Origin of the sequence: Streptosporangium subroseum, from assembly GCF_900188345.1 — a bacterium.
GTDB classification, from domain to species: domain Bacteria; phylum Actinomycetota; class Actinomycetes; order Streptosporangiales; family Streptosporangiaceae; genus Streptosporangium; species Streptosporangium subroseum.
In genome coordinates this window covers 25,186-51,124 of record NZ_FZOD01000024.1, presented here as the reverse complement: position 1 = coordinate 51,124, position 25,939 = coordinate 25,186, and the positions used below count along the sequence as shown (strand labels likewise).

Below are 25,939 nucleotides of genomic sequence, written 5' to 3'. Positions count from 1 at the left end.
ACCGGTGAGCCTTTTTACAGGCCGGAGGCCTGGCGCAGCTCCCCGGCGAGGTCGAGCAGGTGGCGGGGGCCCTGCGCGGTGTGCTGGAGGTCGAGGAAGATCTCGTGCACACCGCTCTCCGCGGCGGCGCTCAGGTGGTCGGCGATCTGCCGTACGGTCCCGCTTCGCGGGAGGGCGGCATCGGCGGGAGAGTCAACGATGATCGGATTGGCCCGCATGACGATGCGCAGGGCGTCCGGGTCGCGTCCCTTCCGTTCGGCGGCCTCTTTGACGATCTTCCACATGCCGGTCAGTACGGAGATCGGCATGGACGCCGCGAGCCAGCCGTCGGCGCGGCGGCCGATGCGGTCCAGGGCCGGGGGCGCGAAACCCGCGAGATAGACGGGTGGTCGGGGGAGCTGTGCCGGTTTGGGGAAGATATGGCTCGGCGGGATGGTCCACCGCTCGCCGGTGAGGGCGACGGGGTCGTCATGCCAGATGGTCTCAAGGGCGTCGAGCGTGGCGTCCAGCCGTGCGGCCCGGCCCTGCCAGGACGCGCCCACCGCCGCATACTCCTCCGACGACCAGCCGAGCCCCAGTCCCACATCCAGGCGGCCCCCGCTCAGCTGGTCGATCGTGGCGAGCGAGCGTGCCAGCAGCGCCGGGGCGTACCAGTTCGCGTTGAGCGCGCTGCTTCCGAGCCGGATCCGCGTGGTGACGGCGGCCGCGGTGGCCATGACCGCGAAGGGGTCCAGGAACGTGCGGTGCGCCGGAGGAATCGTGCCGTCTCCCCCGGGATAGCGGTCTTTGGGGGCGAGCGGTGTCATCAGCCGGTCGCCGACCCACAGGCTGTCGAAGCCCTCGGCCTCCGCCTCCCTGGCGACGGTGACGAGCGCCCACGCGCCGGCGAACCGGCCGAACTGCGGCAGCGCCAGACCGAGGCGAACGGGTGCCGGCATGGTCATGCCTTCTTTCCCACTCCGCACAGAAGCAGGGATCGCGAGGGGGCCCCGTGCGTGACGGAGCCCCTCTCCGGCCGCCACTCGGGCAGCCAGACCAGTCCCGGATCCACCATCTCGAACCCGTCGAACAGCTCCTGGATCTCCGGACGTGAGCGGAGGACGAGCGGTGAGGTGGCCCGCCGGTAGACCTGCGTGCCCTTGTCCACGGCCGCGGCCCGGGAGTCTCGCGTGCCGTGGGAGAGGACCAGGTAGCTACCGGACGGCAGGGCGTCGCGCAGCGTGGCCACGATCCGCCGCGGGTCGTCGGCCTCGGTGATGAAATGCATGATCGCCATCAGGAGCAGGCCCACGGGCCTGGAGAAGTCGAGATGTTCCTGGATCGCCGGGTTCTTGAGGATCTCCTCGGGCTGTCGCAGATCACCCGGGGCGACGATGACCTCGTCTCCCGCTCCGCCCAAGAGTGCCCTGGCATGTACGAGGACGATCGGATCGTTGTCGACGTAGGCCACCCGTGCCCCCGGTGTGACCTTCCGCACCACCTGGTGGACGTTTCCTTGCGTGGGCAGGCCGGCGCCGATGTCCAGGAACTGGGTGATCCCGGCGTCTGCGAGGAAGCCGACGGTCCTGAAGAGGCAGGCCCGGTTCTCCCTGGCCGCCAGGCGGACCTCGGGGGCCACCGTGAGGATCTCCTCGGCCGCGGCGCGATCTGCGGCGAAGTTGTCCTTCCCGCCCAGATAGTAGTCGTAGAGCCGGGCGACGCTTGGAGTGCTGACGTCTATGCCTCGTTGCGTCCAGTCATCGTCCGTCACGCTTCTCCCCTCGGATCCTGACCCGGTGAAGATCTTTCAGTCAGAGCGTAATGCCCTTTCTGTCGGGATAGGCGTTATTTTCAGAAGAAGATCATTGACGGCTACCCTGTGTTAACCCGCCGTCGGACCCGCGGCCAAAGGCTCCGCACCCGTCTACGGACCCACCCGTCCACGGGCTCGTTCGTCCACTGGCCCGCCCGTCCACGGGCCCGTCCGGGCCCTCGTCGCCGCCCGGAAACGGCGGAAGCCCGGGTCGCCCCGGGCTTCCGTGTCATTCAGTTGGTGCGGTTCATGCGATCGCTCGCACGGGACCCGACCTAGCGGTGGGTGTAGACCCGCACGTAGTCGGACCGGCTGGAGCTGTCGCCGAGCCTGCGGTCACCGTCGAAGCGCGCGCGGTACTCGCCGCTCTTGGAGGCGCGACCCTTGGCCTGGAACTTGCCGTTCCAGTCGGTGCGGTCAGAGGTCACGTACTTCCAGGCGCTGGAGCCGCGGGTGCGGAAGTAGATCTCGACCTTCTCGTTCTTCACGCCCTTCCAGCGGTGGTCGTCGACCTGCAGGCGGCCGGTGAAGTAGACCGAGCGGCCCTTGCGGACGGAGCTCGGGCTGGCGGAGAACCCGTACACACGGGTGTCCGCCTTCCTGACCTCCGCGTGCTTGACGGAGAAGTTGACCTCGTCGGTCACCTTCTTGCCGTCCTTGTCGTACGCATCGGCGGTCGCGAGCCAGCGACCCTCGAAGTCGTCCTCGTCGAAGCTGGTGGTGAAGCGCCACAGGTCACCCTCGTGGATGAGCTTGGGCTCCTCCGCACTCTGCGTGCGGAGCTGGTCGGTGACCGGCTTGAGGCGGAGCTCGACGCGGGTCGCCTCGGTGGTACGAACCTCGACCGTGACCCTCGTGTCATGGCCGTCCCTCACCACAACCGGGTTCGGGTTGACGTTGTCGATACGCACGCTGAGAGCGACGCGCTCGGCGGAAGCCGTACCGGCGGTCATGAGCATCGAGCCGCTCACGACCGCGGACAGCAGACCGACGGCGATTCGTTTCATCAAGACGCTTTCCTCTTCCTATCCCCGTAGATGTAAGCGATCAGGAGCGATCGCCTCCACCTATATAAGACGGTATTGGAGAGGCAAGTGTTGCCTTAAGTTTTAAAAAAGAGCGATTAAAGCTGTTGCAAGACCACGTTCTATCGCAATCCCCCAGGTCAACCGCAGGTCTTCTCGGTGTAATTTTTTTGGACATCCTAGTAAAATGTGTCCGATTTGTCGGGAATAGGGATGGGGTGATCTCCGGCGCCCCGTGCCGGTGTCCCGGCCGGGGGCCGAGGAGAGCCGGGGCCCGGGGGAGACGAGGAAGGCCGGGGCACCGACGATCACTGACAATCACCGGCGATGAGGCCGCGACGCCGGTTGGCGGATAGCGTTCCCCCATGAGTGCCACCATCGTCGCCAAGGATCTCGCCGCCGGACACGGCGACCGTGCGCTGTTCTCCGGACTGAACCTGGTCGTCGCCCCCGGCGACGTGATCGGTCTGGTCGGCGTGAACGGGGCCGGAAAGTCCACCCTGATGCGGATCCTCGCCGGGCTGACGCCCCCGGAGCAGGGCACCGTACGGCTCAGCCCACCCTCGGCGGTGGTCGGGTACCTGCCGCAGGAGAGGGAGCGCCGAGTGGGAGAGACGATCGCGGACTTCCTGGCCAGGAGGACCGGGGTGGCCGCCGCGCAACGCGCGCTCGACGTCGCGACCGAGGGGCTGGTCGAGGGCCGTCCCGGCGCCGACGACGACTATGCCGTCAGCCTGGAGCGGTGGCTGGCTCTGGGAGGTGCGGACCTGGAGGACAGGGCCGAGGGGGTCGTCGCGGAGCTCGGCCTGGCGGTGGAGCTGGACCGGCCCATGACGGCGCTCTCCGGCGGCCAGGCCGCGCGGGCGGGAATGGCCTCCCTGCTGCTCAGCCGCTACGACGTCTTCCTGCTGGACGAGCCCACCAATGACCTCGACCTGGAGGGACTGGAACGGCTCGAACGCTTCGTCACCGGGCTGCGCGCCGGGACCGTTCTTGTCAGCCATGACCGCGAGTTCCTGGTCAGGACCGTGAACCGGGTCGTCGAGATCGACCTCGCCCAGCAACTGATCCGTGCCTACGGCGGCGGCTACGAGGCCTACCTCACCGAGCGGGAGGTCGCCCGCCAGCACGCCCGCGACGAGTACGAGGAGTATGCCGACACGGTCAGCTCGCTCAAGCAGCGGGCGGGCATGCAGCGGGCCTGGATGGAGAAGGGCGTCAAGAACGCGCGGCGCAAGGCCCCCGACAACGACAAGGTCGGCCGGAACTTCCGTACCGAGGCGACGGAGAAGCAGGCCGCGAAGGCCCGCCAGACCGAGCGGATGATCGAGCGGCTCGATGAGGTCGAGGAGCCCCGCAAGGAGTGGGAGCTCCGGATGGAGATCGCGGTGGCCCCTAGGGCCGGGGCGATCGTCGCGACCCTGCGCGGCGCCGTGGCTCGCCGCGGCGCGTTCACCCTCGGCCCGGTGGACCTGCAGATCGGCTGGGCCGAGCGGGTGGCGGTCACCGGGGCCAACGGTTCGGGCAAGTCCACGCTGCTCGCCGCGCTCCTCGGCCGGATCCCGCTGGAGGAGGGGAACGCCTCGCTCGGTCCCGGCGTGGTCGTCGGCGAGGTGGACCAGGCCCGGGAGCTGTTCCTCGGCGACGAGCCGCTGGTGGACGCGTTCGGCGCCGCCGTACCGGACATGACCCCCGCCGACCTGCGCACGCTGCTCGCCAAGTTCGGGTTGCGCGCGGCGCACGTGCCGCGCCCGGCCGCCACCCTGTCGCCCGGGGAGCGGACGCGGGCCGCGCTGGCGCTGCTCCAGGCCCGGGGGGTGAACCTGCTGGTCCTCGACGAGCCGACCAACCATCTGGACCTGGTCGCGATCGAGCAGCTGGAGTCGGCGCTCGCCTCCTATCCCGGTACGCTCCTGCTGGTCACCCACGACCGGCGAATGCTGGACGCCGTGCACACCACCAGGCACATCCACGTCGACGGCGGCCGGATCACGGAGAGCTGAGCCGGTCGGAGACGATCCGGGAGCCGGCGGGAAGGCCGCAGGGGAGCGCGAGGACACGGGGAGGGCCCCCGGACAATCGCATCGTCCCAGGTCGCGACGGGTCACGGCGGACGCCGGACCGGTCATCGGACCGTCGGCGAGTCCCTGGGTCGTCTCCGTAGATGTAAACCCTCCAGAACGTTGAGGTAACTTTCGCAAGCAGCCGCAAATAATTACTTCCCTTGCCTTATAGTTTCGCCATGACGCGACGGCTTGCAGAGGTGGCCAAGAAGGTCGGGATGAGCGAGGCGACGGTGAGTCGCGTGCTCAACGGGAAACCCGGGGTGTCCGAGGCCACCCGCGAGGCCGTGCTCACAGCGCTCGACGTGCTCGGTTACGAGCGGCCGACCCAGTTGCGGGGCGACAGGGCGCGGCTGGTGGGGCTCGTGCTCCCCGAGCTGCAGAACCCGATCTTCCCGGCGTTCGCCGAGGTGGTCGGGGGCGCGCTGGCCCAGCAGGGATTCACCTCCGTGCTGTGCACCAGGACGCTGGGCGGGGTCTCCGAGGCGGAGTACGTCGCCCTGCTCCTGCAGCAGCAGGTGTCCGGCGTGGTGTTCGCCGGAGGACTGTTCGCCCAGGCCGACGCCTCGCACGAGCACTACGAGCTGCTGCTGGAGCGCCGGTTGCCGACCGTGCTGGTGAACGCCGCGGTGGAGCATCTCGCCTTCCCCCAGGTCTCCTGTGACGACGTGGCGGCGGCCGAGATGGCGCTCGGACATCTGCGCTCGCTCGGGCACGAGCAGATCGGCATGGTGCTGGGGCCGCCCGACCACGTGCCCTCCCAGCGCAAGCTGGCGGCGGCGAGGCTGGACGAGGAGTTCGTCGAGCACACCATGTTCTCCCTGGAGGGAGGGCACGCGGCGGCCTCCCGGCTGATCCGGCGAGGCGTGACGGCCATCATCTGCGCCAGCGACCTGATGGCCCTGGGCGCGATAAGAGCGGCCCGCAGGGCGGGGCTCTCCGTGCCCGGCGACATCTCGGTGATCGGCTACGACGACTCGGCCCTGATGAACTGCACGGACCCGCCGCTCACGACGCTGCGCCAGCCGATCGACGCGATGGGCCGCGCGGTCGTCGATCTCCTCGCCGCCCAGATCGACAAGGCCCTGGTCCCGGCCGACGAGCTGCTCTTCGAGCCGGAGCTCGTGGTCAGGGCCTCGACGGGACCCGTGAAGCGCTAGGGCCCTTCGGCGGAGGACCCCGATGTTCTATTTGGACAGGTAGATGACCTTCCAGGCGCCCGCGTAGAGGCAGGTGTTCGACGGCTTGGAGCTCTTCCCACTCTCCGAGCAGACCTTCAGCTCGACCTCGTAGACGTTGCGGTAGGAGAACGCGAAGCTCTTCGGCGTGCCGTACGAGCAGTCGCGGACGGTGTGGTGTTTGAACGGCAGGTTCCCGCCTGAGGTGCGGTAGGTGATGCGGAAGACCGCCAAGCCGCAGGTCGAGGACTTGCGGGTCAGGTCGTACACCTTGCCGGAGATCCTGGCGGTCGCGGCGGCGGGGATGTCCTCGTGGTCCTCACCGGTGACCCTCAGGGAGCCGAGTGCCTTGGCCCCGCGGCCGGGGGCGTAGTAGGCGCCCCACGACGCGGTGGCCGCCGCGTCCGTGGTGGCCTGTCCCGGGAGACCGGTCGCGGCGTGCGCCACCGCCGGAGTGATCGAGACGAGCACGGTGGCTAGGGCGAGGCCGGCGAGGGTTCGAGTGATCGTCATTGGAGCGGTTCCTTTCATACTGTTGTGTCCGCAGTGTGTTGTGGGCCGCTTTCACCTGGGTTGACCGCTCGCTGCAAACGAGTATCAGCCGCCTTTCAGGGGGAAGAAGGTCGAACAGGAGGTAGCTGTCATGGAAGTGCTGGGAATCGATATCGGTGGCTCGGGGATCAAGGGTGCTCCGGTGGATGTCGCCAAGGCCGAGTTGACGCAGGAGCGGTTGCGCATCCCCACGCCCGTGCCTTCCACACCCGGAGCGGTCGCCGAGGTGGTCGGGCAGATCGCCAAGCACTTCGCCTGGAAGGGACTGGTCGGGGTGACCTACCCCGGCGTTGTCGTCGACGGGGTCACGAAGTCGGCGGCCAACGTGGACAAGGAGTGGATCGGCACGGACGCGCGAGGACTGTTCGCCGAGGCGACGGGCCTCTCGGTGACGGTGCTCAACGACGCCGACGCCGCCGGACTGGCGGAGGTGGCGGCGGGCGCGGCCCGGGGCAAGTCCGGGGTGGTGATAATGCTGACCTTCGGCACCGGGATAGGCAGCGCCCTGCTGATCGACGGCCAGCTGGTGCCCAACACCGAGCTCGGCCACCTGGAGATCAGGGGCAAGGAGGCGGAGAAGCGCGCCTCGGACCACGCGCGGGAGGCTCACGACCTAAGCTGGGACGAATGGGCGGACAAGGTGGAGGAGTATATGAAGCACCTTGAGGCGCTGTTCTCCCCGTCACTGTTTGTCATCGGTGGCGGCGTCAGCAAGAAGTCCGAGAAGTTTCTGCCCCGGGTGAAGCTGGACACCCCGGTCGTCGTCGCGACCCTGCAGAACGAGGCCGGCATCGTGGGCGCGGCCATGGCCGCCGCGAAATCGTAGGACCCCGTACGTCACCGCCGTCCCTCCACTGCCGCAGACACGGGGGGACGGCGGGCGGCCGGGGAGGTGATGACGCGCCAGGCAGACCGCCGGCGGGCGCTGCGCACCGTCCGATCCCGGACACGGAGAGGGGCCTGAAACTTTCATCGGGCACAAAAGCCGTTCGGTGAGGTCAGGGGCGAGAAGGGCCCTGGCGGTGGGTGGACAAAGTGCAACATGCTGTACACATCCGTGAAACATCCGGACTATGGGAGCGCTCCCACACACGTCCTGGAGATGATCACGAATGACAGTAAATCCGCGCCGCCACGCCTGGCGTAACCGGGCGGCGACAACGGTGGCATTGCTGGTGGCCGCCGCCGGCCTTGCCACCGGGCAAGCCGCCACGGCGCACGCCGCAGTCGCCTGCGACGTCGCCTACTCCACCAATGACTGGCAGGGTGGATTCACCGCCAACGTCACCCTCAAGAACCTCGGCGATCCCCTGACCAACTGGACCCTCGGGTTCAATTTCTCCGCGGGACAGCAGCTCCAGCAGGGCTGGTCGGCCACCTGGGCACAGAGCGGCACCGCCGTCACCGCCAAGAACCTGAGCTGGAACGGCGCGCTCGCCACCGGAGCCTCCACCAGCATCGGCTTCAACGGATCGTCGACCGGGAGCAACCCCAAGCCCACCGCCTTCACGGTCAACGGCACCACCTGCGGCGGGACCACTCCCGTCAACCAGGCGCCCACGGTCAGCCTGACCGGCCCGTCCTCCGGCGCCAACTTCGCGACGGGCGCCGCCGTGCCGCTCGCGGCGACGGCCAGTGACGACGGCTCGGTCAGCAAGGTCGAGTTCTACGTCGACGGCACGCTGGTCAACAGCGACACCACCGCCCCCTACGCCTTCTCCGCCACGGGGCTGGCCGCGGGCTCGCACACCGCCAGCGCCAGGGCCTACGACAACGCCAGCCCGGCCCTGACGACGCAGACCGCCGCGGTTCCCTTCACCGTGGGCGGCGGGACCACCACCCCGTCGATCATCGCCTCCGCGACCTCGGTCAGCGTTCCCGAGGGCGCCAGCAGGACCGTCGGGTTCAGGCTCAGCGCCGCGCCCACCGGCAACGTCACGGTCAACCTGACCAAGACCGGCGACACGAACATCACCATCGCGCCCTCGACGCTCACCTTCACCACCGCCAACTGGAACACGGCGCAGAACGTGACGGTCTCGGCCGCCCAGGACACCGACCAGACCAACGGCACCGCCACCATCGCGGCCGCGGCCACCGGGCACACCGGAGTCTCCGTCACCGCGACGGAGGCCGATGACGACGGCACCCCGCCGCCGACCGGCGAGCACGTCGCGAACCCCTACGCCGGGGCGACCGGCTACGTGAACCCCAACTGGTCGTCCAAGGCGGCGGCCGAGCCGGGCGGCGCCGCGGTGGCCAACATCTCGACCGGCGTGTGGCTGGACCGCATCGCCGCCATCGCGGGCACCTCCTCGGCCATGGGCCTCCGCGCCCACCTGGATGAGGCCCTCGTGCAGGACGCGGCCAACGGCAGCACCCCGCTGACGATCCAGTTCGTCATCTACAACCTGCCGAACCGTGACTGCTCGGCGCTCGCCTCCAACGGTGAGCTGCTCATCGCCAACAACGGCCTGAGCCGCTACAAGACCGAGTACATCGACCCGATCGCCGCGATCATGGCCGAGTCGAAGTACGCCGCGCTCCGCATCTCGACGATCATCGAGATCGACTCGCTGCCGAACCTGATCACGAACCTCAACGTGGCGAAGTGCCAGGAGGCCCAGAGCTCCGGCGCCTACGTCGACGGCGTCCGCTACGCCCTGAACAAGCTGCACGCGATCAACAACGTCTACACCTACATCGACGCCGGGCACCACGGCTGGCTGGGCTGGGACACGAACTTCGGTCCCTCGGCCGACCTGTTCGCGAGCACCGTCTCCGGCACCACGGCCGGTTTCGCCAGCGTCGACGGCTTCATCACCAACACCGCCAACTACTCGGCCCTGCGGGAGCCGCACTTCACCATCAACAGCTCCGTCAACGGCACCTCGGTCCGCCAGTCCACCTGGGTCGACTGGAACTTCTACGTCGACGAGCTGTCGTACGCCCAGGCGTTCCGGACCCTGCTCATCCAGAAGGGCTTCCAGTCGGGGCTCGGCATGCTGATCGACACCTCCCGCAACGGCTGGGGCGGCACGGCCCGCCCGACCGCTCCCAGCACCTCCACCAACGTGAACGACTTCGTCAACCAGTCGCGGGTGGACCGTCGCATTCACGCCGGCAACTGGTGCAACCAGAGCGGCGCCGGCCTCGGCGAGCGCCCGCAGGCCAGCCCCGCCACCGGTCTGGACGCCTACGTCTGGATCAAGCCTCCGGGTGAGTCCGACGGCGCCAGCTCCCTCATCCCCAACGACGAGGGCAAGGGCTTCGACCGGATGTGCGACCCGACCTACCTGGGCAACGAGCGCAACGGCAACAGCGCGACCGGCGCCCTGCCGAACTCCCCGCTCTCCGGCGCCTGGTTCTCCGCTCAGTTCCGCCAGCTGCTCCAGAACGCCTACCCGCCCCTCTCATGACCCGCTGACCCCCGGCCCCCGCTCCGGCGGGGGCCACCCGGGATCCCGTGAAGGACGACCAGGGCCTTGCCGTTCCCCGAGGGGGCGGCAAGGCCTTTTCCTGTGCGTTCGAGGGCCGATGCGTGCCGAGATGCCATCCCGAGCGGGCTCATGCGGCCGGCCACGAGCGGGCCTTCGAGGCGAGCACGCCGCATGAGCCTGAGAGCGTGCCGAGGCATCACCCGGGCAGGCCCGTATGGTTGCCACGAGCCGGTCTTCGAGGTGAGCACGCCGCATGAGCTCGGGCGGCCTTTTCCGGGGCCCGCGCATGCCGCGTACGGCGTGCGCGGGGCCGCGTGCCATACGGGTGAATATTGGGATGCGGCGGCGCGCACGCTCGGGCACCATGGACTGTTGGCTCCTGTTGTGCGGGCCGAAAGTATCCTGGGCTCAGTATGGGAACACCTCCTTTGACATCTCCGCTCGCCGACCTGCACGCGCGGCTGCCCGAGCTCACGCTACGTGACCAGGGGCGGCTCCGCCGACGGCTCGACGGGGCGCGCAGGATCAGAAACCGCGCCGCTCAACAGAAGATCGCCGCGGAAATCACCTCCGACATCGAGAAGGCCGAGCGCCGGGTCGCCACACGCCGCGCCGGCGTGCCCACGGTGACCTATCCGGAGGCGCTGCCGGTCAGCCAGCGCAAGGACGACATCCTGGAGGTGATCCGCGACCATCAGGTCGTGATCGTGGCCGGGGAGACCGGTTCGGGCAAGACCACCCAGCTGCCGAAGATCTGCCTGGAGCTGGGCAGAGGCGTCAGGGGCCTGATCGGGCACACCCAGCCCCGCCGGATCGCCGCCAGGACCGTGGCCGAGCGCGTGGCCGAGGAGCTGGACACCCAGCTCGGCGACGCCGTGGGGTACAAGGTGCGCTTCACCGACCAGGTGGGCGCCGGCACGCTCGTCAAGGTCATGACGGACGGCATCCTGCTGGCCGAGTTGCAGACCGACCGCGAGCTCCTCCAGTACGACACGTTGATCATCGACGAGGCGCACGAGCGCAGCCTCAACATCGACTTCATCCTGGGCTACCTCAAGCAGCTCCTCCCTCGCAGGCCCGACCTGAAGATCATCATCACCTCGGCGACGATCGACCCCGAGCGCTTCTCCAAGCACTTCGGCGACGCGCCGATCGTGGAGGTCTCCGGGCGGACCTACCCCGTCGAGGTGCGCTACCGGCCGATCGCCGAGGACGACGACCAGATCCAGGCGATCGGCAAGGCCGTCGACGAGCTCTGCGCTCAGGGCCCCGGTGACATCCTGGTCTTCCTCAGCGGCGAGCGGGAGATCCGCGACACCGCCGAAGCGCTCTCCAAGCGCAAGGACGCCGAGATCCTCCCGCTGTACGCCCGCCTGTCGGCCGCCGAACAGCACAGGGTCTTCCAGCGGCACAGCAACCGCCGGGTCGTGCTGGCCACCAACGTCGCCGAGACCTCGCTGACCGTGCCGGGCATCAAATACGTGGTCGATCCGGGATTCGCCCGCATCTCCCGATACAGCCATCGCACCAAGGTCCAGCGGCTGCCCATCGAGGCGATCTCCCAGGCCTCGGCCAACCAGCGCAAGGGACGCTGCGGACGTGTCTCCGAGGGCATCTGCATCCGGCTGTACGAGGAGGACGACTTCCTCACCAGGGCGGAGTTCACCGACCCGGAGATCCTGCGCACCAATCTCGCCTCGGTCATCCTGCAGATGACCTCGATCGGCCTGGGCGACATCGGGGCCTTCCCGTTCGTCGAGCCGCCGGACCAGCGCCAGGTGAAGGACGGCTACGACCTGCTGCTGGAGCTGGGCGCGTTCGACCAGGCCAGGCAGATGACCCCGCTCGGCCGCAAGCTGGCCGGCCTTCCCGTCGACCCGCGCCTGGCCCGCATGGTGCTGGAGGCCGACGGCAACGGCTGCGTCAGCGAGGTCATGGTGATCGCCTCCGCGCTGTCCATCCAGGACCCGCGCGAGCGCCCGGCAGAAAAGCAGCAGGTCGCCGACGAGAAGCACCGCCGCTTCGCCGACAAGGAGTCGGACTTCGTCTCCTACCTGAACCTGTGGAACTACCTCCAGGAGCAGCAGAAGGAGCTGTCGTCCAGCGCGTTCCGGCGCCTATGCAAGGCCGAGTTCCTCAACTACCTGCGGGTGCGCGAGTGGCAGGACGTCTACGGCCAGCTCCGCCAGATGGCGAAGTCCCTCGGCCTCACGCCCAACAGCACCCCCGGCGACGAACAGAAGATCCACGTCTCCCTGCTGTCGGGCCTGCTGTCCCACATCGGGGTCAAGGACGTCGTCGAGAAGAAGGCCACGGGCGACGGCGCCCGCCGTCCCGCGACCGAGCCGCGCAGGCCGTTCACCGAATACATCGGCGCCCGCAACGCCCGCTTCGCCATCTTCCCCGGCTCCGCGCTGGCCAAGAAACAACCGCTCTGGGTGATGTCCGCCGAGCTGGTGGAGACCTCCAGGCTCTGGGCGCGGGTCAACGCCAAGATCGAGCCCGAGTGGGTCGAGCCGATCGCCCAGCACCTGATCAAGCGCACCTACTCCGAGCCGCACTGGGAGAAGAAACAGGGTTCGGTGATGGCCTACGAGAAGGTCACGCTGTACGGCGTGCCGCTCGTGGTGCAGCGCAAGGTCAACTACGGCCGCATCGACCCCGAGCTGAGCCGGGAGCTGTTCATCCGGTACGCCCTGGTCGAGGGCGACTGGGAGACCCATCACGCCTTCTTCGCCGAGAACCGCAAGCTCCTGGAGGAGGTCGAGGAGCTGGAGGAGCGGGCCCGGCGTCGCGACATCCTGGTGGACGACGAGACGCTGTTCGACTTCTACGACCAGCGCGTCCCCGCAGACGTCGTCTCCGGCCGCCACTTCGACTCCTGGTGGAAGAAGACCAAGGCCGACCAGCCCGACCTGCTCAGCTTCGAGAAGTCGATGCTGATCAGCGAGTCGGCGGGCGATGTCAGCCAGCGTGACTACCCCGACGTGTGGCGCCAGGGCGACCTGCGCTTCCCACTGACCTACCAGTTCGAGCCCGGCACCGACGCGGACGGCGTCACCGCGCACATCCCTCTCGCCCTGCTCAACCAGGTCAACGCCGACGGCTTCGACTGGCAGATTCCCGGTCTGCGCGAGGAGTTGCTCACCGCGCTCATCCGGGCCCTGCCCAAGCCCGTCCGGCGTAACTTCGTCCCCGCTCCCAACTACGCCAAGAAGGTCCTGGAGCGGGCGAAGCCCACCCAGGAGCCGCTGCTCGCGGTGCTGGAGCGGGAGCTGCTGAACCTGACCGGCATCCAGGTGCCACGCGAGACCTGGCAGCCCGACCTGGTCCCCGACCACCTGAAGATCACCTTCCGGGTGATCGACGGGCGCAAGCAGAAGCTGGCGGAGAGCAAGGACCTGGCCGACCTCAAACGGAGGCTCGCGCCCAAGCTCCGCCAGACCCTCTCCAAGGCCTCCGGCGGGCTGGAGAAGTCCGGCCTGACCACCTGGAACATGGGGGCGCTGCCCAAGACGTTCGAGCAGCGCCGGATGAAGGCCTACCCGGCGCTGGCCGACGAAGGCGCCACCGTGGCCGTGCGGATGTTCGAGACCGAGACCGAGCAGCGGGAGGCCATGTGGGTGGGCACCCGCAGGCTGTTGCTGCTCAACACCCCGTCCCCGGCCAAGGGAGTGCTCGGCCGCCTGAGCAACCAGGCCAAGCTCGCGCTCAGCCGTAGCCCGCACGCGGGCGCCATCGCCCTGTTCGACGACTGCATCGCCTGCGCCGCCGACAAGCTCATGAGCGAGTACGGCGGGCCGGTGTGGGACCAGTCCGCCTTCACCGTCCTGCACGACAAGGTCCGCGCCGAGCTGTACGACACCACCGTCGACGTGGTCACCAAGGTCGAGGCCATCCTCAAGATCTGGCACACGGTCTCCGGCCTCCTGCCCGCGGCACGCTCCACCCCCTCGATCGAGGACATCCGCGACCAGGTGGCCGGCCTGATCTACCCGGGCTTCGTCACCGACACCGGCTACAAACGCCTGCCCGACCTGCTCCGCTACCTCAAGGCGGCCGAGCGGCGGCTGGAGAAGCTCCCCGACGACCCCTTCCGCGACCAGGAGCGGATGCACAAGGTCCACGATCTTGAGGACGACTATCACGAGCTGGTCGAGAAGCTTCCCCCGGCCCGCCGCGCAGGCGACGATGTCCGCCAGATCCGCTGGATGATCGAGGAGCTCAGGGTCAGCTACTTCGCCCAGACCCTCGGCACCCCGTACTCGATCTCAGAAAAGCGCATCCGCAAGGCCATGGAGCAGCTCTGAGAGCGGAATCTCACCCGGTCCGGCGGCGGGCCGGAGCCGCGTACGGCGGGCGCCGTCACGTGTTCCAGGGGCGTGGGTAGGCGCTCTCGCGGGCGGCGAGGTCGAAGGTCGTCATCCGTCGAAGGGCGTCATCTGAAGGACGCGGATCGTCGCCCGGTTCACCTGGGACTACAGGAAGATCGAGGTGTCGAGGTCGAAGTCGACGGGGGAGGGGAGCCGAACCGGCTTTCCCATCTGAACGCGCGTGACAATCTGGTAAGCGCCGTCCTGAGGGTCGCTGAGGACTGTGACTGCCGGGGAGGCGGCGATCGGGTCGACGAGCAGCATGATCGGCACTCCGCCCGCTGCGTAGATGCGAGGCTTGTCATCGCGATCGACCCGGGCACTACCCGGGGAGACGACCTCGGTGACCAAGATCAATCCTGAGGAGAGCAGCTCCAAAGTGCCCCAGCGCGGGCAGTCGGCGGGCGCGAGCACGAAGTCGGGGATGAGGCTGTCTCGGGGTCCGTCGATGCAGACGTTCACCCCACCCACGTGGGCGCGCCACTTTCGCTCCATGACAACCGGCTGTAGCGCATAGGAGAGAAGCGTCGCGCTCCAGCTGTGCTCGGGGGTGCCCACGGGGCTCATGATCAGATTCCCGTCGATGACCTCGGCGCGGAAGCCGGGAGTAGGGGGCAGCGTTTCGAAGAGATCCCGTGCCGTGCGAGCGGGCGACGTGTCTTCCGGGGAGGTATGCCCGGGGGGTCTCCCTCGTGTTGTCATCGCCATCGACCCATCCCCCTTCGTATCCGAACAGGCACTCTAAGTGTCGCATGGGGCTTGCCTGGGTGCGGGAAATATGCGCTGTGGTTATGGGTCGGTTGAGAAGGCTCGGTTTCCGCCGTCGCGGCGCGGTCCCGCATGTCCCTTCGCGGTGGCGCGGAAGTCGAGAGGGTCACAGGAAGGTCGAGGTGTCGAGGTCGAGGTCGAAGTCGACGGGGGAGGGAAGTCGGACCGGTTTGCCCAGCTGGGTATGGCTCATGGCTCGGTAGGTGCCTTTTTCCGGGTCGCTGAGAACGGTGATCGTCGGGGGCGAGGCGATGGGATCGATGATCAACATGATGGGAATCCCTCCTTCCGCGTAGATCCTCGGCTTGGTGGCGCGGTCCGTTTCCATGCTTCCGGTCGAGACGATCTCGGCGACCATGATCAGCGCCGAGGAGAGCAGCTCACGGTCGCCCCAGAGCGGGGCGTTCACGGGCGCCAGGCAGTAGTCGGGGACCAGGGTGTCGCGCGGACCCTCGATGAACACGTCGACATCGCCGGAGAAACTCTCCCAGTCGTTTTTGTCTTCAACGGGGATCAAGGCACGGCTGAGGCGTCTGGCGGTACGGGCGTGTTGGAGGGGCCCGGAAGGACTCATCCTCAGGTTTCCGTCGATGATCTCGGCGCGAAGGGAGAAGGTGGGGGGAAGGGATTCGAAGAACTCTCTCGGCGTACGAGGAGTGGGCTGCTCTTCGGCAGGGGCGTGCTGATCGGATCGTTTTGGGGCTGTCATAACCATCAACCCATATCTCTTCGTGTCCGAACGGGAACCCTGAGTGTTCCATGGGGTTCCCTCCGGTGCGAAAGGTATTAGGATCGGCGGGCTGATCGAAGGGGGAGCCGTGGTCCGGGTAGTGGTGTTCGACGTCGGGGAGACGCTGATCGACGAGACGCGGATCTGGTCGCGCTGGGCCGACCGGCTCGGTGTCACCCGGTTCACGATGCTCGGGGTGCTGGGCGGCATGGCGGCGCTCGGCCAGTCCTTCGACGAGGCGTTCCGGATCATCAAGCCCGGCTTCGATCTCGAGGCCGAGCAGGAGGCGTGGCGACGGGAGGACCCTGACGGGCTCCGGGTGAACTTCGACGCCGAGGACCTCTATCCGGACGTACGGCCCGGCTTGGCCGCGCTGCGCGACCTCGGGTACGAGCTGATCATCGCGGGCAACCAGCCGCCGCAGGCCTACGACGCGCTGACCGCGATGGAGCTTGCCGTCGACGCCGTTCACACCTCGGACGGCTGGGGCGTGTCCAAGCCCGACCCCGGTTTCTTCGCCAAGGTCGTCGCGGTGTCGGGGCGGGAGCCCGGCGAGATCCTCTACGTGGGCGACCGGCTCGACAACGACGTCCTCCCCGCCCGTACGGCGGGCATGCGGACCGCCCTGATCCGCCGGGGCCCCTGGGGCTACCTGCACGCCACCCGCCCCGAGGCCGCCGAGGCCGACCACGTCATCGACGACCTGCACGCCCTGGTCGCGGTCCTCGCTCGCTGACCATCACCGGCCGGCGCCGGGGGCCGCATCCCGCAGGACGGCTTGGAGCTCACCCTCGGTGGTCAGCACGGTGTCGGGCACCACGCGTCACCGCTTTCCGTTCAGGAGCCAGCGGCGGGCCACGGCCCAGGCGAGCGGCAGCGGCACCGTGCCCGCGCCGAGCCCCACGTCGACAAGGAGATCGAACACCTCCTTGCGCTGGGCGGCGGTGCCGATCGCGGCGTCGATGAAGCCGGATGACTGGGCGGCCCACGCGAGCACGTCGGTGGTGCGCAGGTGCCGTCCAAGGGCCTTTCTCAGTCCGCGCCGGTAGGCGGGAAGGGGGTCGCCGGCCGTCTGGACGGCGGCCTCCCCGGCGAGCCGACCGGAGACCAGCGCGTAGTAGATGCCCTCGCCGGTGAGCGGGTTGATGAGACCGGCGGCGTCGCCGACGAGCATCACCCGCCCGACGCCGGGCCTGGGCCGGCCGGGAGACAGGGGCAGGTGGTGGGCGCGCAGGTCGCGGGCGGGCAGGTGGGGCAGCAGCTCGGCGAGCCGGCCGTGGAGCACCTCGCGACCGGGCAGGCCGGTGGCGTGCAGCCGGGGCAGAAGCATCCCGAAGCCGACGTTGGCGGTGCCGTCGCCGATGGGGAACGACCACGCGTACGCGGGCCATCCGTCCTCCTGCATGGCGATGAGCTGGGCATCGTCGTCGTCGGCGGCGGGTAGGTCGGCATAACCGCGGACGGCGATCGCGGTGTGCTTCTCGGGGGTCGCGGGGATGCCGATGAGGCGCCGTACGGTGGAGTTGGCGCCGTCGGCGGCGACGACGGCGCGGGCGGCGACGGTGCCGTCGATGACGATGTGATCGTCGTGGGCGTCGAGCGTGCGGACACGGTGGCGGCGGACCTCGACGCCGCGGGCCCGGGCGGCGTCGACGAGGCGGGCGTCGAAGACCGTGCGGGGCACGACGTGGTTGGGCCGGGCAACGGTGGCGGAGACGCGCACACCGCCGGGGGAGACCACCGTCAGGCGCTGCACCGGCCGGTAGTCGGCGATGAGGTCAGGGAGCCCGAGCAGGGCGAGTTCCTCGCGGCAGTGAGCGGCGATGCCGTCGCCGCAGGCCTTGTCACGGGGAAAGTCGGCCTTGTCGAGCAGGAGCACCCGCGCGTCCGGCCGGAGTTGCTTCGCGCGCAGGGCCGCCGCGGAGCCCGCGGGACCACCGCCGATGATCGCCAGATCCCACATGTCATCCACGTTGGTGAGCCTGCCACGTTACGTCCCGATGAAAACGTCGCAGTCCTAGGCGTTTCTGCCGTGTCCCAAACAATCGGCCAGATCGGTCTCACCGACATGGCCCGGGCGCGACGCGGCATCACCCGTTCCCGTCGCGCGCGGGCGCGCTCTCAGAGGTCGCGGTACTCGATGTCGGGCTCGATGTGGATGGCACGTTCTTCGGCGGACAGGTCGCCGTCGTCGGAGCCGACGTCGGAGGCGTACTCCTCGGATGTCTCGTCCGGGCCCGTCCCCTCATCCGGTGCTACCAGGCGCATGTCCTCGCGCGGAGCCCGCTCGCGCTCCGGGGCCTCGCGCCAGAGGCGTTCGTCGAGGGTGTCCTGGTGCTCGTCGTCGTGTTCGACGATCTCATGGTTGAGGCCGAGGTCGTCGTTCCATTCCTCGACCTCAACCGCCTGGTCGTCATCCAGGCCGCCACGGTCTTGGGGTATTTCGGTCATATCCTCGCCTTACCCGTCTTATCGCCGAAAACCACCAGCCTAGACCCTCGGTACTCACCGAGGGTCGAGCCCGCCTGATCGGGCAGCTCGAAGCTTCCCGGCCTGATCAGGCCGGGAAGCTTCGAACCGCCCTCGTCGGAGACCGGTCCCGTCAGAGACCGGCCGCGGCTCCGATGATCGAACGAGGGTCGGCCGCTCCGGCCAGGACACCCGAGGGAAGCACGTCGATCAGGTGGGCGTGGCCGAAGGAGGAGCCGTACGGCATGGCGCCGACGGGGTGGCCTCGCTCGCGGAGACCCTCGCTCCACGGGCCCCCCTCCTCGACCTCGACCACCACCTGGTCGGGGGCCCGCCAGGTGTCGAATCCCGTGCCCTGGCCGGCCAGCCGCCAGCGGGGGGCACCGACGGCCTCGCCGGGCGTCCGGTTGTGGACGAGCAGGCGGGTGAGAACCTGGAGCAGGACCTGCGGCTGGGCGTCGCCGCCCATGGTGCCCACGACCGAGCGCAGCGACCCGTCGGGGCGGGTGACCAGCGCGGGGACGAGGGTGTGCGGAGGACGGCGGCGGGGCCCGTACTCGGCGGGGTGACCCGGGACCAGCGAGAACCCGATGCCCCGGTTGTGCAGGTTGATGCCGGTGCTGGGTTCGAAGATCAGGCTGCCGAAACCGGAGGCGTTGGACTGGATCAGCGAGACGCCCATGCCGTCGCCGTCCACCGCGCACAGATAGGTGGTGTCACCGTCGGCGGCGAGGTCGCGCACCGTGGCCCGCGCGGACGGGTCGATCAGGGCCCGGCGGGCGTCGGCCGAGTCCAGTACGGCGTCGACGGAGGCGCCCTCGAACAGCACGTCCAGCCGGTCGTGCCCGGCCATCCGCGCCGCCTCCACCAGCAGGTGCGCCCAGAGCGGGTCCGCCGGGTCGGCGGGCAGGTCGAGTCCCTCGGCGATGCCGAGCGCGAGCAGCAGCAGATACCCCTGCGAGTTGGGCGGCATGGTCCACACGTCGTGTCCGAAGGCCCGCACCCGCAGCGGATCCACCCACTCCGCGTTGCCGGCGGCCAGGTCGTCCTCGGTGTACTCGCCTCCGCCGATCGCGAGCAGTCCCTTGCCGAACTCGCCGAGGTAGAAGCCGTCCCGGCCGTCGGCCAGGGCCTCCAGCGCCCGCGCCACCCCGGGCCGCCGGATCAGGTCACCGGCGCTCCGGGCCGTCGCGAAGTCCTCACAGAGCGGGCCGACGGTGGCCAGCCCCGGCACCATCAGCGGAGAGGCGGGGAACCCGTCGCGGGCGTGCCCGATCGCCGGGGCCAGTACCTGGGTCAGAGGCAGCCTGCCGTACCGGCCGTGCAACGCCAGCCAGCCGTCCGCGCAGCCGGGCACCGGGACCGAACGGATGTCGTGGTGGTGCGGCATACGGTCGTGCCCCTCGGCCCGGAGCCGCTCGGGGTCGGCGCCCGATCCCGAGCGCCCGGAGGCGTTGAGCGCCGCCGGCGCGCCGGTCCCGTCGTGGACCAGCGCGAACAGGTCCCCGCCCAGCCCGCACAGGTGCGGCGAGGTCACCGCCAGTACGGCGTTCGCCGCCACCGCCGCGTCGGCCGCCGATCCACCTCGCTCCAGCATGGCCACACCCGCGCCGGAAGCGAGGTGATCGACCGTACAAACCATTCCGGAGCGCGCATATCGGGTGTTTTGCATGCCCAGAGCGTACGGCTCCGCCGCCCGCCGGTGGATCCGGCCCCCTCCCCGATTTCCCCGGCGCGTCCGGCGTCTCGGACCTCTGGCCGATCGGGGCCGGATGCGCCGGGGAGAGGGGTTTCTCAGCCGCCGACCATCCCGGGTTCGCCGGGCAGATAAACGGGACGCCTGCTCTCCCGGGCGTGACGCGCCGCGGGGAGGCGCGCCGCGATGTTCACCGGAAGCAGGGTGGCGGCGATGTCCCAGGGGAAGAACGACGCCTCGTCGAGCTCTTCGACCTGCAGTCGGATGCGGCCGGGGTCGCTCAGGACGCCGCCGTCGAACATGAAGTTGATCATTGCGCGAGGGCGTTCTCCCGATGGCGGCAACCAGTGGATCACGAGGAGCTCGTCCGCCTTGACCGAGACGCCGAGCTCCTCGGCGGTCTCCCGCATGGCGCAGTCGTGGGGAGCCTCACCCGCCTCGGTGATCCCACCGGGGAAGCCCCAGCCGGGCCGGTAGTTCGGCTTGACCAGCAGGACCTGGTCCTTGGTGTCGGTGAGCAGCATGCAGGCCGAGGTGAACACACTGGGCAGGCTGGCATACCACTCGGTGGGTTCAAGGTAGGGCGTGGTCATTCGGTTCACATTACTCCCGAGGATTCCGTACGGCCCCGTGACCTGGCCGCGCTCCGCCCCCGACGAGCAAACGACAGGCGCGCGCGGGGGTCGCGAGATCCGGACGGGGGCCACGGATGGCTCGTGGGTGACATCACATCCACACCCATACAGCTCCGACGGCATCTACAAGGTCATCGACCACGCCCGGCCACCCGATGCCGGGTGGCCGGGTTGGCGTGGCCGGTGGTCGGCTATGGCTCCGGGGGTGCCGAAAAGCTGACATAGGGCGAGATCTGACCTGCCGCGTTCGGCTCCGTGGAGGGCCGATTCCCCACATCGCGTTGCGCTCTCGCTCGCACCGGTAAAGACAGGTGCCGCTCCAGGTAAAACTCGGAATTCATCCGTGGCGCCCCAATCAGTGGCCGCTGTTTGGGCATGTGCAGAGAGGTAGGGCCGACTACACCGATCAGGGGGTGGCGGCTATGTCAGACCGCCTGTTTCAGGATCGGCGGGACGCCGGTCGCGCTCTTGTGGGACGCCTGGAGCGCTATCGGGACACGCCGGATGTCATCGTCGTGGGGCTACCCCGAGGCGGCGTGCCGGTGGCATACGAGATCGCGGTGGCCCTCAACGCTCCCCTCGACACCTTCCTGGTGCGCAAGCTGGGTGCCCCCGGCAGGGAGGAGCTGGCGATGGGGGCGATCGCCAGCGGTGGGGTCATCGTGCTCAACGAGGACGTCATCCAGGGGATGAAGATCCCACCGGAGGTCATCCAGGAGACGGCCGAACGGGAGGGCCGCGAACTCCTCAGGAGAGAAAAGGCCTATCGGGAGGGACGTCCCCCGCCGGATTTCACCGGCAGGACCGTCATCGTGGCGGACGACGGGCTGGCGACGGGCGCGAGCATGCGCGCCGCCGTCGAGGCCCTCCGCCGTCACCGGCCGGCCGCGATCGTCGTCGCGGTTCCCGCCGCGCCCGAGTCCACCTGTCGCGAGATCGGTGCCATGGCCGATGAAATGGTCTGCGCCACCACACCGTCGCCTTTTCTGGCGGTCGGACGGTCCTACTGGGACTTCGACCAGACGACCGACGAGGAAGTGCAGGATCTGCTGCGTACCGCGTCGAGATCACGACAGGCCGGAACGGGGTCGCGGGGTTCCACGGAGGTGGCCGCCGTCCGCCTGGAGGCTCTCCCCACCGAGGAGGGCGTGCCGCGCGAGGAGGACCTCTTCGAACTGGTCGGTGACGCGCGTTTCGTACTGATCGGGGAGGCCTCGCACGGCACCCATGAGTTCTACGAGGCCCGTGCGCGCATGACGCGGCGGCTCATCGAGGAGAAGGGCTTCTGCGCGGTGGCGGTGGAGGCCGACTGGCCCGACGCCTACAGGGTGAACCGGTATGTCCACGGACGCGGCGACGACGCGACCGCCGAGGAGGCGCTGCGCGGCTTCGAGCGTTTCCCGACGTGGATGTGGCGCAACACGGTGGTGCTGGACTTCGTCGCGTGGCTGCGTGAGCACAACGATCGGGCGGGCAGGGAGGAGCGGGCCAAGGCGGGTTTCTACGGACTGGACCTCTACAGCCTGCACCGGTCCATCCACGAGGTCGTCGCCTTCCTGGAACGGGTCGACCCGCGGGCCGCGGCACGCGCCCGGGAGCGCTACGCCTGCTTCGACCACCACGCGGGCGGCGACGGCCGGTCGTACGGCTTCGCCGCCGCGTTCGGGGCCGGCGAGCCGTGCGAGCGGCAGGTGGTCGATCAGCTGGCCGACCTGCAGCGTCACGCGCTGGAGTACGTCCGGCGGGACGGGATCCTCACCCAGGACGAGCTCTTCCACGCGGAGCAGAGCGCGCGGACCGTGAAAGCCGCCGAGGGGTACTACCGCATGATGTTCAGCGAGAAGGTCTCCTCCTGGAACCTGCGCGGCCGCCACATGGCCGGCACCCTGGACGCCCTCGCCGAACATCTCACCCGCCGGCGGGGCAGGCCGCCGAGGATCGTCGTATGGGCGCACAACTCACACGTCGGTGACGCCCGGGTGACGGAGGCCGCCGCTCGCGGCGAGGTCAACCTCGGCCGGCTGGCGCGCGAACGGTACCCCGGCGAGTGCCGCCTCATCGGGTTCACCACCTACGCCGGCGCCGTGACGGCGGCCGAGGACTGGGGCGGTCCGGCCGGGCGCGTGCGGGTGAGGCCGGCGCTCTCCGGGTCGATCGAGGCGCTGCTCCACGAGGCCGGCAACAAGGAGTTCCTGCTCTCATTCGGCCTCGCGCCCCAGGCGGCCGAAGCGCTGCGCCCGCCGCGGCTGGAACGGGCGATCGGCGTCGTCTACCGCCCGCGGACCGAACGGCAGAGCCACTACCTCCACGCGCGCGTGGCGGACCAGTTCGACGCGGTGATCCACATCGACGAGACGAGGGCGGTCGAGCCGCTGGAGCGAACGGCCGGCTGGGAGGAGGGAGAAGTCCCCGAGACCTACCCGACCGGTGTATGACCCGTCAGGCCGCGTACGCACTCGAGAAGGAGAGGCGGCTCGATCCTCCCGGCCCCGGAGAGAGCCGTCCTTTCCGCCCGAAGGGGGAATGCCATGAACGCCGTCCGGATGAACCTGGAGCGCCTGGAGATCCCGGCCGTGGACGTCGTGCTGGAGGCCGATGTCGCGGTGCCACGGCAGGCACAGGGAATGGTGCTCTTCGCGCACGGCAGCGGCAGCAGCCGCCACAGCCCGCGCAATCGATACGTGGCGGGTGAGCTCCAGAGGGCGGGCCTCGCCACGATCCTCGCCGACCTGCTCACGCCGGCGGAGGAGCGGGTCGACATCCAGACGGGCGAGTTCCGTTTCGACATCGGCCGGCTCGCCATACGGCTGGCGGCACTGGCCGACTGGCTGGTGGAACACCGGCCCACCGCCGATCTCCGCGTCGGGCTCTTCGGTGCCAGCACGGGCGCGGCGGCCGCGCTCGTCGCCGCCGCGGCCCGCCCCGCCCTCATGAAGACGGTCGTCTCCCGCGGCGGGCGGCCGGACCTCGCCGGTACGGCGCTCCAGTCGGTTCACCAGCCCACGCTGCTGATCGTCGGAGAGCGCGATCCCGCCGTCCTCAATCTCAATCGTGAGGCGATGAGGGAGCTGCGTGGCGAGACACGCCTGGAGATCGTCCCCGGGGCCTCTCACCTCTTCGAGGAGCCCGGGACGCTGGAACAGGTGGCCCACCTGGCCGGAGAGTGGTTCCTCCGCCATCTGCCGCAGACGCCGGGCCGGGAGGGCGACGCCGCTGAAAGCCTCTGATCGAAACCTCGGGGCGGCCTGGACCTACGCATCCTGGGGCGGCCTGGACCGACGTTGAATTCGAGCGGCCGTATCGCGGAAGCGGGCTCGATGGGGTCAGGCGGCGATGGTCAGGGGCTGGTCGCGGCTGACGAGGGCGGAGTAGGGGCCGTCGGCGGTGAGAAGCTCGGCGTGGGTTCCGCGTTCGACGATGCGGCCGTGGGCCAGGACCACGATCTGGTCGGCGTCGATGATGGTGGACAGGCGGTGGGCGATCGTGATGGTGGTACGGCCGTGCGACAGGGTGTCCAGCGCTTCCTGGACGGCACGCTCGGTCTGGGTGTCCAGGGAGCTGGTGGCCTCGTCGAGGATCAGCACGGGCGGGTTGCGCAGCAGCGTCCGGGCGATGGCCAGGCGCTGCTTCTCGCCACCGGAGAACCGGTAGCCGCGCTCGCCGACCATGGTGTCGTACCCGTCGGGCAACGACATGATGTGGTCGTGGATCCGTGCCGCACGCGCGGCCTCGACCATCTCCTCGTCCGTCGCGGACGGCTTGGCGAAGCGGAGATTGTCAGCGATCGAGGAATGGAACAGGTAGGTCTCCTGGGAGACCACGCCGACCGTCTCGGCCAGCGTTTCGAAGGTCAGATCGCGTACGTCCACGCCGTCGACGGTGACCCGGCCGCCGGTCACGTCGTAGAGACGGGGGAGGAGGTAGCTCAGCGTGGTCTTCCCCGAGCCGGTCTCGCCGACCACGGCCAGGGTCGTGCCCGCGGGGACGGTGAGGTTCACGTCCGACAGCGTCGTGTCCTCGCCGTACTCACCCTCGGACTCGCCGGCGTCACCGGAGGGGTTCTGTTCTCCGTGCTCGCCGGAGGAGTCGCGGGAGGCGTAGGAGAAGTCCACGTGCTCGAAGCGGATCTCCCCGCGCACGTTCGTCAGCGTCCGGGTGCCGGGGTGGATGTCTACGGGCAGATCGAGATACTCGAAGATCCGGCCGAACAGAGACAGGGAGCTCTGCACGTCGACGCCGAGGCGCAACAGTGACACGGTGGGCCGGAACAGGTTCATCTGGAGCGTGGTGAAGGCGACGACGGTGCCGATGGAGACGACCGAGGTCAGCCCGGTGGCCCAGTAGATCATCGCGGGCATGGCCGCCATGATGATCTGGATGGTGGACTGCCGCCAGCGCCCGGCCATGCTTGAGCGCACCTCCAGATCGGCCAGCTCGTCGGAGGCCGTGGAGAAACGCCGGGTGAGCTCGGGAGAACGGCCCATCGTCCGGCCCAGCAGGATGCCGCTGATCGACAGAGACTCCTGGACCATCGACGACATGGCGGCCAGCTTCCGCTGCCGCTCGGAGGTGATCTTCCTGCGCTCCCGGCCGACCTTGCGGCTGATCCCGACGAAGACGGGGAGCAGCAGCAGCGACACTATGGTCAGCCGCCAGTCCAGCACGAGCATCGCGATGATCGTCGCGATCACGGTGGTCAGGTTCGAGACGATCGAGGCGGCCGTGGCGGTGACCACCGACTGCATGCCCCCGATGTCGTTGGCGATGCGTGACTGCACCTCGCCGGTGCGGGTGCGGGTGAAGAAGGCCAGGGACATGCGCTGCAGGTGGCCGTAGACACCGGTGCGCAGGTCGTGCATGACGCGCTGACCGACTCCGGTGGAGATCAGCGTCTGGACGACGTCGAGCACGCTGGTGGTGACGGCGACCGCGATCATCCCCAGTGCCAGCAGCGTCAGCAGGCCGGTCCTGCCGTGGGGGATGGCGTCGTCCAGCACCTCGCGCAGCATGAACGGCGAGGCCAGCGAGACGAGCGAGGACAGCCCGATAAGCCCGCCGACCAGGGCCAACCGGCCGCGGTAGGGGCGGAACAGGGCGACGATGCGCCGCAAGGGCGCGCGGGGTTCGTCATTCACGAAGGGTTCGCGGTCCATGTGCGTTCCTTCGTGCTGGACGGCCCCCTGGGTTCGTACGGCCATGAAACTCCTCTCTGAGGTTT

General features: G+C 69.2%; 19 protein-coding genes. 8 read left to right on the top strand and 11 right to left on the bottom strand.

The window, feature by feature from the left end:
* Positions 1-14 precede the first annotated feature (14 nt).
* The 3 genes from CHC08_RS23555 to CHC08_RS23545 all read right to left on the bottom strand — a co-directional run bounded on the left by CHC08_RS23555 (position 15) and on the right by CHC08_RS23545 (position 2,799).
* Positions 15-938: a TIGR03619 family F420-dependent LLM class oxidoreductase gene (locus CHC08_RS23555; protein WP_218825434.1), complete on the bottom strand. Its 924-nt coding sequence runs from the start codon at positions 936-938 to the stop codon at positions 15-17.
* A 2-nt stretch (positions 939-940) separates the two neighbouring features.
* Positions 941-1,750 carry an SAM-dependent methyltransferase gene (locus CHC08_RS23550; protein ID WP_089209536.1) on the bottom strand — a complete coding sequence of 270 codons (810 nt, stop codon included), beginning with the start codon at positions 1,748-1,750 and terminating at the stop codon, positions 941-943.
* 317 nt (positions 1,751-2,067) lie between these two features.
* A complete protein-coding gene (locus tag CHC08_RS23545; protein WP_089209535.1) occupies positions 2,068-2,799 on the bottom strand; it encodes a hypothetical protein in 732 nt (243 codons plus the stop codon).
* Positions 2,800-3,182: 383 nt separating this feature from the next.
* Between CHC08_RS23545 and CHC08_RS23540 the strand changes: the two genes are divergently transcribed.
* Both CHC08_RS23540 and CHC08_RS23535 read left to right on the top strand, forming a co-directional pair.
* On the top strand, positions 3,183-4,820 hold the full coding sequence (locus CHC08_RS23540; RefSeq protein ID WP_089209534.1) for an ABC-F family ATP-binding cassette domain-containing protein: 1,638 nt from the start codon (positions 3,183-3,185) through the stop codon (positions 4,818-4,820).
* 239 nt (positions 4,821-5,059) lie between these two features.
* Complete coding sequence (locus CHC08_RS23535) at positions 5,060-6,040, top strand: LacI family DNA-binding transcriptional regulator (RefSeq protein WP_089209533.1); 981 nt, start codon at positions 5,060-5,062, stop codon at positions 6,038-6,040.
* A 27-nt stretch (positions 6,041-6,067) separates the two neighbouring features.
* Here CHC08_RS23535 and CHC08_RS23530 read toward each other — a convergent pair whose 3' ends face one another.
* Positions 6,068-6,571, bottom strand: a complete 504-nt coding sequence (locus CHC08_RS23530; RefSeq protein WP_089209532.1) for a hypothetical protein — start codon at positions 6,569-6,571, stop codon at positions 6,068-6,070.
* A 130-nt stretch (positions 6,572-6,701) separates the two neighbouring features.
* Between CHC08_RS23530 and ppgK the strand changes: the two genes are divergently transcribed.
* From ppgK to hrpA, 3 genes are all read left to right on the top strand, one after another.
* The gene (ppgK, locus tag CHC08_RS23525) at positions 6,702-7,436 is read left to right on the top strand and encodes a polyphosphate--glucose phosphotransferase (protein ID WP_089209531.1); all 735 of its coding nucleotides are present in this window, start codon (positions 6,702-6,704) and stop codon (positions 7,434-7,436) included.
* Between the two features lie 286 nt (positions 7,437-7,722).
* Positions 7,723-10,029, top strand: a complete 2,307-nt coding sequence (locus tag CHC08_RS52790; RefSeq protein ID WP_089209530.1) for a glycoside hydrolase family 6 protein — start codon at positions 7,723-7,725, stop codon at positions 10,027-10,029.
* A gap of 434 nt (positions 10,030-10,463) precedes the next feature.
* The gene (gene hrpA / locus CHC08_RS23515; protein WP_089209529.1) at positions 10,464-14,360 is read left to right on the top strand and encodes an ATP-dependent RNA helicase HrpA; all 3,897 of its coding nucleotides are present in this window, start codon (positions 10,464-10,466) and stop codon (positions 14,358-14,360) included.
* A gap of 168 nt (positions 14,361-14,528) precedes the next feature.
* Here the strand turns inward: hrpA and CHC08_RS23510 are convergent, their stop codons facing one another.
* Positions 14,529-15,125: a Uma2 family endonuclease gene (locus CHC08_RS23510; protein WP_275937200.1), complete on the bottom strand. Its 597-nt coding sequence runs from the start codon at positions 15,123-15,125 to the stop codon at positions 14,529-14,531.
* Between the two features lie 172 nt (positions 15,126-15,297).
* The gene (locus tag CHC08_RS23505; RefSeq protein ID WP_275937198.1) at positions 15,298-15,900 is read right to left on the bottom strand and encodes a Uma2 family endonuclease; all 603 of its coding nucleotides are present in this window, start codon (positions 15,898-15,900) and stop codon (positions 15,298-15,300) included.
* 109 nt (positions 15,901-16,009) lie between these two features.
* Between CHC08_RS23505 and CHC08_RS23500 the strand changes: the two genes are divergently transcribed.
* Positions 16,010-16,657 (top strand): HAD family hydrolase, encoded by a 648-nt coding sequence (locus tag CHC08_RS23500; RefSeq protein WP_089209526.1) that lies wholly within the window; start codon positions 16,010-16,012, stop codon positions 16,655-16,657.
* Between the two features lie 87 nt (positions 16,658-16,744).
* Here the strand turns inward: CHC08_RS23500 and CHC08_RS23495 are convergent, their stop codons facing one another.
* From CHC08_RS23495 to CHC08_RS23480, 4 genes are all read right to left on the bottom strand, one after another.
* Positions 16,745-17,884, bottom strand: a complete 1,140-nt coding sequence (locus CHC08_RS23495; RefSeq protein ID WP_089209525.1) for an NAD(P)/FAD-dependent oxidoreductase — start codon at positions 17,882-17,884, stop codon at positions 16,745-16,747.
* Positions 17,885-18,042: 158 nt separating this feature from the next.
* Complete coding sequence (locus CHC08_RS23490) at positions 18,043-18,372, bottom strand: DUF5709 domain-containing protein (protein ID WP_089209524.1); 330 nt, start codon at positions 18,370-18,372, stop codon at positions 18,043-18,045.
* Between the two features lie 151 nt (positions 18,373-18,523).
* The gene (locus tag CHC08_RS23485; RefSeq protein WP_245878502.1) at positions 18,524-19,987 is read right to left on the bottom strand and encodes a gamma-glutamyltransferase family protein; all 1,464 of its coding nucleotides are present in this window, start codon (positions 19,985-19,987) and stop codon (positions 18,524-18,526) included.
* Positions 19,988-20,184: 197 nt separating this feature from the next.
* Positions 20,185-20,679 (bottom strand): NUDIX domain-containing protein, encoded by a 495-nt coding sequence (locus CHC08_RS23480; RefSeq protein ID WP_179282173.1) that lies wholly within the window; start codon positions 20,677-20,679, stop codon positions 20,185-20,187.
* Positions 20,680-21,143: 464 nt separating this feature from the next.
* On the opposite strand from CHC08_RS23480, the gene CHC08_RS23475 reads away from it, so the two are divergent.
* Both CHC08_RS23475 and CHC08_RS23470 read left to right on the top strand, forming a co-directional pair.
* Positions 21,144-23,156, top strand: a complete 2,013-nt coding sequence (locus CHC08_RS23475; protein WP_089209521.1) for an erythromycin esterase family protein — start codon at positions 21,144-21,146, stop codon at positions 23,154-23,156.
* 93 nt (positions 23,157-23,249) lie between these two features.
* A complete protein-coding gene (locus CHC08_RS23470; protein WP_089209520.1) occupies positions 23,250-23,948 on the top strand; it encodes a dienelactone hydrolase family protein in 699 nt (232 codons plus the stop codon).
* 96 nt (positions 23,949-24,044) lie between these two features.
* Here CHC08_RS23470 and CHC08_RS23465 read toward each other — a convergent pair whose 3' ends face one another.
* Complete coding sequence (locus CHC08_RS23465; protein WP_089209519.1) at positions 24,045-25,874, bottom strand: ABC transporter ATP-binding protein; 1,830 nt, start codon at positions 25,872-25,874, stop codon at positions 24,045-24,047.
* Positions 25,875-25,939: the final 65 nt, after the last annotated feature.